The following is a 12545-nucleotide window of genomic DNA, read 5'->3' on the forward strand; positions in this document are numbered from 1 at the left end:
TTTTTTGTTATAATGAAAACATGAATGATACGATTAAATACAAGTTGGAGTTGTTGCCAGATAGCCCTGGTTGTTACCTTCATAAGGATAAAAATGGCACCATTATTTATGTTGGTAAGGCCAAAAATCTGAAAAATCGCGTCCGCAGTTATTTCCGTGGAAGCCACGACACCAAGACCGAACTCTTGGTGTCTGAGATTGAGGATTTTGAGTTCATTGTGACGGAGTCTAACATTGAGGCTCTGCTTTTGGAGATTAACCTGATTCAGGAAAATCTTCCCAAGTATAACATCAGACTTAAGGATGACAAATCCTATCCTTTTATCAAAATTACAAAAGAGATGTATCCGCGCCTACTTATCACGCGTCAGGTCAAAAAAAATGATGGCCTTTACTTTGGCCCCTATCCTGACAGTGGTGCTGCCAATGAGATTAAAAAACTGCTGGACCGTATTTTTCCCTTTAAAAAGTGTAAAAATCCTGCTAATAAGGTTTGTTTTTACTATCACATCGGCCAATGTCATGCCCATACCATCTGCAAGACCGATAAAGCATACTGGGATGGTTTAGTTGATGATGTCAAAAATTTTCTCAATGGTCAAGATGACAAGATAGTCAATGATCTAAGGGCGAAAATGATGGCAATGGCAGAGCAGATGGAATTTGAACGCGCAGCCGAATACCGAGACCTGATTGAAGCAGTAGGGACGCTCCGCACCAAACAGCGCGTCATGAATCAGGACATGCAGGACAGGGATATTTTCGGATACCATGTGGATAAAGGCTGGATGTGTGTTCAGGTTTTCTTTGTTCGTCAAGGTAAGCTGATTCAGCGTGATGTCAATCTTTTCCCATATTATAACGAACCTGAGGAAGATTTTTTAACTTACCTAGGTCAATTTTATCGCGACAGCAGTCACCTCATGCCACGTGAGATTTTTATCCCATCTGATATTGATCAAGAGTCTGTGGAAGCTCTCGTGACAGCTAAGGTGACAAAACCGCAAAAAGGTGAGAAGAAGCAGTTGGTTAATTTGGCGACTAAGAATGCCCGCGTCAGCCTTGAACAAAAATTTAGTCTAGTGGAAAAGGATTTGATTAAAACCAAAGTAGCCGTTGAAAATCTGGGGCAGCTTATGGGAATTTCAAGTCCAGTTCGCATCGAGGCTTTTGACAACTCCAATATCATGGGAACCAGTCCGGTCTCTGCTATGGTTGTTTTTGAAAATGGGAAACCTGCAAAAAAAGAATACCGTAAGTACAAGATTAAGACTGTTCAGGGTCCTGACGACTATGCCAGCATGCGGGAGGTCATTAGACGTCGTTATGGCAGGGTCAAACGAGATGGTCTTGTACTGCCTGACCTTATCATTATTGACGGTGGGCAGGGTCAGGTCAATGTTGCTAAGGATGTTCTTAAAAATGAGCTTAATCTGGATGTTCCAGTAGCTGGGCTTCAAAAAAATGACAGACACCAAACCCATGAGTTACTTTTTGGTGAGCCTTTGCAAGTGATTGACCTACCAAGAAATTCTCAAGAATTTTTCCTCCTCCACCGCATCCAAGATGAGGTGCACCGCTTTGCCATCACCTTTCACCGCCAAGTCAGAAGTAAAAATAGTTTTTCATCAAAATTGGACGGCATCGAAGGGCTTGGACCAAAGCGTAAGCAGGCTCTGCTCAAACACTTCAAGTCTATTTCGGCTATCCAAAAGGCGACGGTGGAAGATTTACGTGAACTGGGCATACCGGAAAAAGTGGCTGAGGCTGTACTTGAGAAGTTAAATAAGAAAGATTAGAAAGTCGAGGCTTTATTGTGAATAAATTTGCCATGATTGTTATTTTACTTGTTTTAGTGATTTTTATGATTAGCAATATCTTACTCACCCCTCTTTCAAAGATAAGCTGGACCGAGCCGCTATTTATTCCTCGAAAAGTTGGCGTGGGTCTAACAGTTAATCTAGAGAATAGCTTAGGTTGGTGGACATATGTGATTTGCTCACTCATCCTATCTGGTTTGCTATTCTTTATTGTGATGTAAACAGAGAAAAGTTGTCGCTCCGCCATTTCCCAATAGCCTGAAATGTGGTAAAATATCAGGTAGAACAATAGAAAAGAGAAAGTTTATGAAATTTCTAGAATTGAACAAAAAGCGTCATGCGATTAAGTCTTTCAACACTCAGCCGGTTGATGTGAAAGATGTTCGCACAGCTATTGAAATCGCGACTTTAGCCCCATCTGCCCATAATATCCAGCCTTGGAAATTTGTTGTGGTTAAGGAGAAAAAAGCTGAGCTGGCTGAGATTGCACGCGGTGGAAATAGAGATCAGGTTTTATCATCACAATTTACCATTGCCCTTTTTACGGATACAGATTTGATTAAGCGAGCTCGAAAGATAGCCCGTATTGGTGTAAAAAGTCTATCGGATGACCTGATCAGCTACTATATAGAAAATCTGCCATCACAATTTGCGCAATTTACAGACCAGCAGAAGTCCGACTACCTAGCTCTCAATGCTGGAATTGTGGCTCACAATTTGGTTATGGCTTTGACCGATCAAAAAATTGGAGCCAATATTATTCTTGGGTTTGATAAAAGCAAAGCTAATGCCGTACTTGGGATTGATGACCGTTTTCGTCCAGAGTTATTGATTACGGTTGGTTATACTGATGAAAAACCAGAGCCAAGCTATCGTTTACCTGTAGATGACATTATGGAGGTAAGGTAATGGCAGCCATCAAAGATTTAAATCAGCTTTTGGCGAGCATGGAGCCTGTTTTAAAAGAAGAGGTTTTTGTGTTTGCGACCTTGACTACCTCGTCACAACTTCCTTTTGACTTGATTGAGGCAAGTATTAAGGAAGAGGAAGGTTTGTCAGTTCTTGTCACGGAAAAAATTGCACACACCTATGGCTTAGAGGCTCAGTTTAGATCAGCTTGGATTACGCTAAATGTTCACTCTGATTTGGCTGCGGTGGGTTTAACAGCCGCTTTTGCAAGCGCATTAGGAGAAGTTGGTTTAAGTTGCAATGTGGTAGCTGGAAATTACCATGATCATATCTTAGTGCCATATGATAAAGCGGACTTGGCGATGAGAACATTAAAAGGATTACAAGAAGTAGCACAGAAAGAGAGTTTAGAGAAAAATGACTATAGATTTTAAAGCAGAAGTGGAAAAACGTCGCGATGATATGATGGCTGACCTTTTCAGCCTTTTGAAAATCAATTCAGAGCGTGATGATTCAAAAGCTGATAAGGAGCATCCATTTGGTCCTGGTCCTGTCAAAGCCCTTGAGAAGTTTTTGGAAATAGCAGAGCGCGATGGCTACAAGACGCGTAATATCGATAACTACGCTGGTGATTTTGAATACGGTGAGGGAGATGAAGTTCTGGGCATTTTTGCACACTTGGACGTTGTGCCAGCAGGTAGTGGCTGGGATACCAATCCTTACGAGCCAGTCATCAAAGATGGCAAACTCTATGCGCGCGGGTCATCGGATGACAAAGGTCCAACTATGGCTTGTTACTATGGTCTTAAGATTATCAAGGAACTTGGTTTGCCAGTGTCTAAAAAAGTTCGTTTTATTGTTGGTACTGATGAAGAATCAGGTTGGGCTGACATGGATTACTATTTTGAGCACAATGGTCTCAAAGATCCTGACTTCGGATTTTCTCCAGATGCAGAATTTCCAATCATCAATGGCGAAAAGGGTAATATCACAGAGTACTTACATTTTGCAGGTCAAAACCAAGGCGACTATGTTCTTCATAGTCTGACGGGTGGTCTTCGTGAAAACATGGTTCCAGAATCTGGAACGGCTGTCTTTTCAGCACCGCTTTCTTCACAAGAATTGCAAGAAAAGGTTACCACTTTTACGAAAGAAAATGGTCTGACAGCTACTCTTACAGAAGAAGCAGGCCGTTTCACCCTTGTTCTTATCGGTAAATCTGCTCACGGTGCTCATCCAGAAGCTGGTATCAATGGTGTGACTTACTTGGCAAATTTCTTGAGCCAATTTGCTTTTGAAGGTGCTGCCAAGGATTATCTTCACGTCGCAGGTAACATCATTCATACAGACCATTATGCTGAAAAAACTGGTGTAGCTTATACGGATGAAAAGATGGGGCAACTGACTATGAATGCTGGTGTCTTCAAGTTTGATGAAAAATCAGACGATAACACCATTGCATTAAACTTCCGTTATCCACAAGGTACTGACAAAGAAAACATCAAATCAGTTCTTGAAACTATTGAAGGAGTTAAGGAAGTGACTCTTGCGGCTCATGGACATGTGCCACATTACACACCGATGGAAGATGAATTGGTGTCAACCCTCTTATCTGTTTACGAAAAACAAACTGGTCTTAAAGGTTTTGAACAAATCATCGGCGGTGGAACCTTTGGTCGTCTCCTCAAACGTGGTGTTGCCTTTGGCGCTATGTTCCCAGGTTATACAGACACCATGCACCAAGCCAATGAGTTTGCAGATGTGGAAGACCTCTACCGCGCAGCAGCAATCTATGCTGAAGCTATTTATGAACTTATTAAATAAAAATTAAGGCAGGGCAACCTGTCTTTTTGAGAAAAATGAAAACATTAGATGAGATTATCTCAGCCATAATGGCTGATTCCGAAAATGTTGGCTTTACCCAAGTTGGTATTAAGCCACTCGTTGCAGCACCAGAGACCGCAAGAATTGTCATCATTGGTCAGGCGCCGGGGGTACGCGCGCAGGAGACAGGGATTTATTTCAATGACCCATCAGGGGACAATCTCAGGGAGTGGTTGGGCATAAATCGGGAGACTTTTTATCATTCTGGCTTGATTGCAGTTGTTCCTATGGATTTTTACTATCCGGGAAAAGCTAGGAATGGAGACTTGCCACCTCGGGCAGGTTTTGCTCAAAAGTGGCACCCTGATATTTTACGACTGATGCCCAAAACGGAGCTTTTTATCCTGATTGGAGCATATGCGCAGCATTTTTACCTAAAGCAAAAATCTTCCGTTAAAGTGACTGACAACGTCAAGCATTTTCGAGATTTTTTACCAGACTACTTTCCACTTGTGCACCCCTCACCCCGCAATAATATCTGGCAAGCTAAAAATCCTTGGTTTAAGGAGGAAATTTTGCCAGAGTTACGAAAGAGGGTTAGTGAGATTTTAAGTCAAATATGACGGAAAGAAGCAGACCTAATACAAGCTTAGCGACCTTCTTTTCTTGTTATGATACAATTCTTCGCAAAACATAAAAATTATTTAGAAAATTGACTAATCATACATCATAAAAAGTCCTCTAAAAATCTCAATTTTGATAAAACGCCTAAATAAAAGTCTATGATAATGTCATAAAATCTAACATTAAAACATAAAAACGCTTGCTTTATGTATTTTTTTACGCTATAATAAGAGCACTCAAATTTAAAGGGGGATTATATTATGGCATCTAACAAAAAAAGTGCTCTTTTGGGAGCTGCGTTTATCATGGCAACATCTGCTATCGGACCTGGTTTTTTGACCCAGACGGCACGGTTTACGGGTGATTTTGGTGGAAGTTTTGGCTTTGTCATTATTTCTTCCATCGTTTTGGCTTTGATTGTTCAATTAAATGTTTGGCGCATATTAACGGTCAGTGGTCTTAGAGGACAGGACATCGCCAATAAAATTCTGCCTGGATTGGGTTATGTACTGGCTATTTTGATTGTCCTTGGAGGCTTGGTCTTTAACATTGGAAATGTTGGAGGAGGTGCACTTGGTTTTAATACGCTTCTAGGAATTCCTACTTGGCTTGGATATTTTCTTGCTGGCGGACTAGCTATTTTGATTTTTCTTTTTAAAAATGCCATGCAGGCAATGGATCGCTTTACTAAACTATTAGGTGGTTTGATGATTGCTGTCATCTTTATTGTTATCTTAATAGTCAATCCCCCTTATGGAGAAGCACTAAAAGAAACAATCATACCGTCTGCAGGAATTTCTAATCTCTTCAATGCCATTCTTACTCTACTCGGCGGTACCGTGGGTGGTTACATTACTTTTGCCGGAGCGCATCGCCTTATTGATGCGGGATATACTGGTCGCGAGAATTTGGATCATGTAACAAAAAGTTCTGTTATGGGAATTTCTATCGCTACAATTGTTCGTGTCTTTCTTTTCTTAGCTGTTTTAGGTGTAGTATCAACGGGTCTTGTTCTTGATGCTGCAAATCCAGCTGCTGATGCTTTCAAGCAAGGAGCGGGTGAAATCGGCTACCGTTTCTTTGGATTAGTGCTTTTATCAGCTGCATTAACATCTATTGTTGGAGCGGCTTACACTTCAGTCACATTTTTGAAAACCTTAAGTACAACAGTAGCCAAAAATGAGAAGTTAGTAACCATTCTATTTATCCTAATTTCGACAGTTATTATGGCCTTTGTTGGTCAGCCAGCAAATCTCTTGGTAATTGCAGGTGCCTTGAATGGGTTGATTTTGCCACTTACTTTAGGTATTTGTCTCATCGCCAGTCAAAAAACAAGCATTATGGGAGTTGATTACAAGCACCCTAAGTGGTTATTGATCTTGGGTATCGTAGTTGTTCTTATTACAGCTTACCTAGGTATTTCATCGTTGCAAAATCTTGGGCAATTATTTGCTTGATAACACCTAAGGAGGTCTGATATGACTTATGAGATTAGAATTGCGGGTGACTCGGCACTTGTGATTGAGTTTGAGCAAGACATTCGTGAGGATATCAATCGTCAGATTAAGGGCATTTTTCAACTTTTAAAAGAGCAACCGATACAAGGTGTGTTAGATGTCATTCCAGCTTTTGCTTCGCTTTTGGTTTCCTATGATCCTAGAGTAATCACTTATGAAAAATTGCGGAAGCGGCTAAAAGCTTTGGCAACAATTGATGTTTCTATCAAAGATGAACTTCGACGTATTTTAGAAATACCTGTTTGTTATGGTGGAGCATATGGCCCAGACTTAGCATTTGTTGCTCAAAATGCTGGGCTTAGCGAGGAAGAGGTTATCAAGCGACATACGGGACGTGATTATCTGATTTACATGTTAGGGTTCTTACCAGGGTTTACCTATCTAGGTGGCCTTGATCAAGCCATTCATACACCACGTTTGGATGAACCGAGATTGTCAATTGAAGCAGGTAGTGTTGGTATCGGTGGCAACCAAACAGGCATTTACCCGCTAGCGTCTCCGGGGGGGTGGCAATTAATCGGTCGAACTCCCGTTAAAACATATGACCCCAATCGCAAGCAACCCATCCTTTTTGAAGCAGGAGATTATATTCGCTTTAAGGCAATCGATGAAGAAAGTTATGCCGAAATTCACAGGGCTGTTCTAGAGGGAACTTATGAAGTTTCTGTTATTAGGGGCGAGGAGGTAAGGCATGGGAATTAGAATTTTAAAACCAGGGATTTTGACAACGGTTCAAGATATGGGGCGTAATGGCTATCAAAGTCAAGGCTTTGGGGTTTCAGGTGTTATGGATGTAAGATCTTTTCGTATTGCAAATCTCCTAATTGACAATCCTGAAAACGAAGCTGTGCTTGAATTTTCTCTAGTCGGACCAACTCTAGAATTTACTCGTGCCACGATTATTGCAATAACTGGCGGTGACTTTCAGCCGACAATTAATGGTCAGCCTGCACCTATGTACACCGCAATTTACATGCATAAGGGAGATGTCTTAGCATTTGGTGGTGCGCGAACGGGTTCACGTGGTTATATCAGCTTTTCAAGCTACCTACAGGTGCCCTCTGTTATGGGAAGTCGTTCGACCAATATTAAAATCGGTATGGGTGGTTTTAAAGGAAGGAAGCTACAAGCAGGTGATTTCATTGGTTTTCGAATCAATCGTCTCTACCTTCCTTACTTCCTGTCACGTACCTTGGATATTGATGAATTTGACGAGGAAGAAGTGACTTTGCGTGTTGTGCTAGGGCCTCAGGATCATCGTTTTAGCAAAAAAGGGATTCAAACATTTTTAAATGAAACCTATACAATTTCGAGTGATTTTGATCGTATGGGTTGTCGATTGGATGGACCATTTATTGCCCACAAGGATAAGGCAGATATTATTTCGGATGGAACAAGTTTTGGATCTGTTCAAGTTCCAGCTCATGGAAAGCCAATTATTCTATTAGCCGATAGACAAACAACTGGAGGCTATGCCAAGATTGCTACAGTAATTTCTGTGGATTTACCAAAGCTAGTTCAACGCAAGACAGATCATAAGGTGCGTTTTAAGGCTATTTCGGTCGAAGAAGCGCAAGCTTTGCTCCAAAAAGAAACTAAGGAAATGAGAAAAATGCAACAACTGATTCACCAACCTTGTCTAGAAGTTTTAGATCGTCGTCAGGTTGCTAAACGAATTTCAAAACTTTTTCAATAGGAGGTAAATTATGGATATTCAACAAATTAGAGAGTTGGTAGCTATTCTTGAGAAATCAAGTCTAGTGGAATTAACGATAGAGGAGGGGGAATCAAAGATTCATCTCAGTCGTAAAGGAGAATTTGCTAGCCCTCTAGCCACTTCAAGTCTAGCAACAGCTTTAGGGGAAGCCGTTGAGGAGGACACAGATGAAGACTACATCACTTCTCCTATTGTAGGAACCTTTTATTCGGCAGCAGGGCCAGATATCCCAGCTTTTGCGCGTGTCGGGGATAAACTGAAAGCAGGTGAAACCATCTGTATCCTTGAAGCAATGAAAATGATGAATGAAATCACTGTCGGATTTGATTGTGAAGTTGAAGCTATTCTTGTGAGCAATGAACAGAAAGTGGAGTATGGCCAACCTTTGTTCCGAATTAAGAAATTGTAGGTGTAGCTTATGATTCAAAAAGTATTGATTGCCAATCGTGGCGAAATTGCTGTGCGGATTATTCGAGCATGTCGTAATCTTGGGATACAGTCAGTGGCTATCTACTCTAAAGAGGATTCTAAAAGTTTACATGTCAAATTAGCAGATCAGCGTGTCTGTATAGGTGAGGGTCCTGCTAGAAATAGTTACCTCAATAAAGAGCGTATCATTACAGCTGCTCTCAATGTGGGGGCTGATGCCATTCACCCAGGGTTTGGTTTTTTATCGGAAAATGCAGACTTTGCACGACTTTGCCAAGAACATGACTTGATTTTTATCGGACCAAAACCAGAAGTCATTGAGCAAATGGGAAACAAATCTCAAGCACGTAAGACTATGATAGCAGCGGGAGTTCCAGTTGTTCCAGGAAGTCAAGACCATGTCAATGATGTCACTGCTGCTAGAACGTTACTGACAGAGATTGGTTTTCCTGTCATGATAAAGGCCTCTTCAGGAGGGGGTGGTAAAGGCATGCGTGTGGCTCGCACAGCTTTAGAATTTGAAGACCAGTTTAATTTAGCACAAAGTGAATCCATCAACGCTTTTGCTGATGATTCGATGTATTTAGAAAAATTTATCGAAGAACCAAGACATATTGAAATTCAAATTATGGCAGATCAGTTTGGTCATATCGTTGCGCTTGGTGAGCGCGATTGTTCTGTTCAACGAAATCATCAAAAATTGATTGAAGAATCCCCGTCACCAGCAATAGACGACAAAACTCGAGAGGCATTAAATCAAGTTGCTGTTAAAGCAGCTAAAGCAGTTGGTTACACTAATGCTGGAACAATTGAATTCATTATGGATAAATCTAATACTTTTTACTTTATGGAGATGAACACCCGTATCCAAGTGGAGCACGGTGTGACAGAAATGGTGACAGGTGTAGATCTTATCATTGAACAAATTAGAGTCGCAGACGGGCAAAAACTCTCTTTCAGTCAAGAGGATGTGGTCCTCAGAGGACATGCTATAGAATGCCGTGTTAATGCAGAAATTCCAGCTCAGAATTTCATGCCTAATCCTGGACCGGTAAATCATTTGCACCTTCCCAACGGTAATGGCGTGCGCGTAGATACTGCCCTTTACACAGGATATCAGATACCATCAGATTATGATTCGATGATTGCCAAGATTATTGTTCATGCTCCAGATCGAGCGTCAGCCATCCAAAAGATGAAAACTGCTCTAGGAGAGATGGTTGTGCTCGGTGTTGAAACCAATCTAGATTTTCAATACAATATCATGCATCACCCTAAGTTTGTTGAAGGCGATGTGGATACTAGTTTTATTGAAAAATTTTTAAATGGAGGACAGTAAATGGTCTATCAAGTTGATTTAAATAGTGATTTAGGTGAAAGCTTTGGAGCCTATACCATTGGAAGTGATAGCGAAGTGATTCCGCTGATTAGCTCTGCCAACCTTGCTTGTGGCTATCACGCTGGTGACCCTTTGGTAATGGCTGAGACCGTAAAGCTTGCTAAAATCAGTAAAATTGCTATCGGGGCTCACCCTGGTTTTCCAGACTTGATCGGATTTGGTCGGAGAAATCTCTCTGTAACTGCCCAAGAAGCCTCTGCCTACGTGACTTATCAGCTGGGGGCTTTAGATGCTTTTGTAAAAGCTGAGCTATTGCACCTGCAACATGTTAAACCTCACGGTGCCCTTTACAATATGGCTTGTCAAGATAGTCAACTAGCAAAAGCAATCGCTGACGCCACTGCACGATACGATGACAATCTGTTTCTTCTCTGCCCAGGTGCCAGTGAATTAGCTCTTGCAGCAAAAAAAGCAGGGCTTCGTGTTGCTAAAGAAGTATTTGCAGATCGTGCTTACGAAAATGATGGCTCTCTAGTTAATCGTCGTAAGTCTGGGGCAATGATTACAGATGAAAAAATTGCGATTCAGCGCCTTATTCAAATGGTCAAGGAAAAAACGGTAGAAACAATTGATGGAAAGGTAATTCCTATTGAAGCAGACTCTATTTGTGTTCATGGTGATGGTGAAAAAGCCTTGCAATTTGTAAAAAATATTCGGCACAGCTTCAATGATGAAGGTATCGAAATCATTGCTTTAAATGAACTTTTAAAGTGATTGGAATTTAGAAGAATCATGACTACCCGTCAAACGGGCGGTTTGAACAAGAGTTAGTTTTTGCTCAGCCTCGGTTTATTTGTCAAGCTCCTTGAGGAGCGTGACGGACTAAAAGTCACATAATTAAAAAAATCGCTTAGATGGCGATTTTTTTAATATTTGCTCCAAGTTTTTGGAATAAAGAGGAGAAGGATTGGGTAAATTTCCAAGCGCCCTGCAATCATAGCAAAAGAGAGGAGAAGTTTTGAAAAAGGACTAAAGATTGCAAATGTTTCAGTTGTTCCAAGCATTGGTCCTATATTATTAAAAGTCGAGGCCGCCGCACTTGTTACAATCAGTAGATTGTTATTGTCAAGAGATAAGCATAGAACTAATCCCAACAGGATTAGAACGTAAACTCCGAGGTATTTAAGGATACTGTGCTGAGTTGCTTTATCTATCGGTTGTCTGTTTACATGGATGGTCATAATACGATTAGGATATAGACTTGAGAGAACTTGGATGCGTGAAATTTTGGCGATAATCATTCCTCGAATAACTTTAATTCCCCCTGCCGTTGACCCAGCAGAACCACCTAAGAACATTAAGAATAGTAAAATAACTTGTGAAAAGAGAGGCCAAACCGTTATATCTGTAATCCCAAAGCCAGTTGTTGTAATGATATTTGACACCTCAAAGAAAGAATATTCAAAGGCTGTAGATAAACTTGGGTAGAGTGACATGATATTCAAGAAGATCAAGATAGAAGAAATTAGAACTACGCTTAAGTAAGTGCGCAATTCTTCATCACCAAAGAAGGCTTTAAATTTTCGAATTAAAAGGAAGTAGTAGAGATTAAAGTTGACACCAAAGATAAGGGTTCCAATAGAGACAGCGTAGGTAATAGCAGAGCTATGGTAGTGAGCGATGGAATCGTTATGAACAGCGAAACCACCAGTACCAGCCCCACCCATTGCCGTGACAATAGCATCGAATAAAGGCATACCGAGCAACCACAAAACCAAAGCAAAAATCACAAACATAACCAGGTAGATAATGTAGAGGATTTGCGCCGTATCTTTAAGTTTAGAAACCACCTTACCAAAAACAGGGCCAGGAACCTCAGCCTTCATGACTTCTAAGTGAGCGTTTTTGCTATTATCCATGATAGCTAGGGCAAAGACCAGCACCCCCATTCCTCCGATGAGGTGAGCAAAGCTGCGCCAAAAAATCATAGAATGAGATAAAACCCCAACATCAGGCAAAATAGTTGCTCCAGATGTTGTAAAACCAGAGGAAACTTCAAAGAAAGCATCGATTAAATTTGGAATTTGTCCTGAAAAGACAAAGGGGAGAGATCCAAAAAATGACCAGAGAATCCAAACCAAGGCGGTAATCAAAAGTCCCTCCTTGGTGTATATGTGAAGATTTTTGGGCTTAGAGATAGTTCCCAAAATTCCTAGGAATAGCAAAATAGCTTGCGTCCCTAAAATAGACCAGAAGACATTGGCTTCTTCCCGATAGATAGCAGCGACAATCAGAGGTACCACTAGCAAGAAGGCCTCAATCAGCAGAAGTTTAGCAAGGAGAAATCTTATCATAGAACGATTCAT

The 12545-nt window shown here is 41.0% G+C and carries 12 protein-coding genes; 11 read left to right on the top strand and 1 reads right to left on the bottom strand.

Translation table 11 applies throughout. The annotated features are described in order from the left end of the window. Positions 1–20: 20 nt before the first annotated feature. The 11 genes from uvrC to G576_RS0102955 all read left to right on the top strand — a co-directional run bounded on the left by uvrC (position 21) and on the right by G576_RS0102955 (position 10953). Positions 21–1799, top strand: a complete 1779-nt coding sequence (gene uvrC / locus G576_RS0102905; protein ID WP_027973306.1) for an excinuclease ABC subunit UvrC — start codon at positions 21–23, stop codon at positions 1797–1799. 327 nt (positions 1800–2126) lie between these two features. Then, positions 2127–2729 carry a nitroreductase family protein gene (locus G576_RS0102910; RefSeq protein ID WP_027973307.1) on the top strand — a complete coding sequence of 201 codons (603 nt, stop codon included), beginning with the start codon at positions 2127–2129 and terminating at the stop codon, positions 2727–2729. Then, a complete protein-coding gene (locus G576_RS0102915) occupies positions 2729–3163 on the top strand; it encodes an ACT domain-containing protein (protein ID WP_027973308.1) in 435 nt (144 codons plus the stop codon). The genes G576_RS0102910 and G576_RS0102915 overlap by 1 nt, the downstream gene beginning before the upstream one ends. Further along, entirely contained in the window at positions 3147–4553 is a 1407-nt protein-coding gene (pepV, locus tag G576_RS0102920; protein ID WP_027973309.1) for a dipeptidase PepV, read from the top strand. The genes G576_RS0102915 and pepV overlap by 17 nt, the downstream gene beginning before the upstream one ends. A 35-nt stretch (positions 4554–4588) precedes the next feature. After that, positions 4589–5176 carry a uracil-DNA glycosylase family protein gene (locus G576_RS0102925; RefSeq protein ID WP_027973310.1) on the top strand — a complete coding sequence of 196 codons (588 nt, stop codon included), beginning with the start codon at positions 4589–4591 and terminating at the stop codon, positions 5174–5176. A gap of 261 nt (positions 5177–5437) precedes the next feature. After that, positions 5438–6634: an NRAMP family divalent metal transporter gene (locus G576_RS0102930; protein ID WP_027973311.1), complete on the top strand. Its 1197-nt coding sequence runs from the start codon at positions 5438–5440 to the stop codon at positions 6632–6634. Between the two features lie 21 nt (positions 6635–6655). Further along, the gene (pxpB, locus tag G576_RS0102935; RefSeq protein WP_027973312.1) at positions 6656–7396 is read left to right on the top strand and encodes a 5-oxoprolinase subunit PxpB; all 741 of its coding nucleotides are present in this window, start codon (positions 6656–6658) and stop codon (positions 7394–7396) included. After that, complete coding sequence (locus tag G576_RS0102940; RefSeq protein WP_027973313.1) at positions 7386–8390, top strand: 5-oxoprolinase subunit C family protein; 1005 nt, start codon at positions 7386–7388, stop codon at positions 8388–8390. Before pxpB ends, G576_RS0102940 begins: the two co-directional genes overlap by 11 nt. Positions 8391–8400: 10 nt before the next feature. Beyond that, the gene (locus G576_RS0102945; protein ID WP_027973314.1) at positions 8401–8820 is read left to right on the top strand and encodes an acetyl-CoA carboxylase biotin carboxyl carrier protein; all 420 of its coding nucleotides are present in this window, start codon (positions 8401–8403) and stop codon (positions 8818–8820) included. Positions 8821–8829: 9 nt separating this feature from the next. Continuing rightward, positions 8830–10179 carry an acetyl-CoA carboxylase biotin carboxylase subunit gene (gene accC, locus G576_RS0102950; RefSeq protein WP_027973315.1) on the top strand — a complete coding sequence of 450 codons (1350 nt, stop codon included), beginning with the start codon at positions 8830–8832 and terminating at the stop codon, positions 10177–10179. After that, a complete protein-coding gene (locus G576_RS0102955) occupies positions 10180–10953 on the top strand; it encodes a LamB/YcsF family protein (RefSeq protein WP_027973316.1) in 774 nt (257 codons plus the stop codon). Positions 10954–11105: 152 nt separating this feature from the next. Here G576_RS0102955 and G576_RS0102960 read toward each other — a convergent pair whose 3' ends face one another. Next, positions 11106–12545 carry a TrkH family potassium uptake protein gene (locus G576_RS0102960; protein ID WP_027973317.1) on the bottom strand — a complete coding sequence of 480 codons (1440 nt, stop codon included), beginning with the start codon at positions 12543–12545 and terminating at the stop codon, positions 11106–11108.

Source organism: Streptococcus porci DSM 23759 (assembly GCF_000423765.1).
In the GTDB taxonomy this organism is placed as follows: domain Bacteria; phylum Bacillota; class Bacilli; order Lactobacillales; family Streptococcaceae; genus Streptococcus; species Streptococcus porci.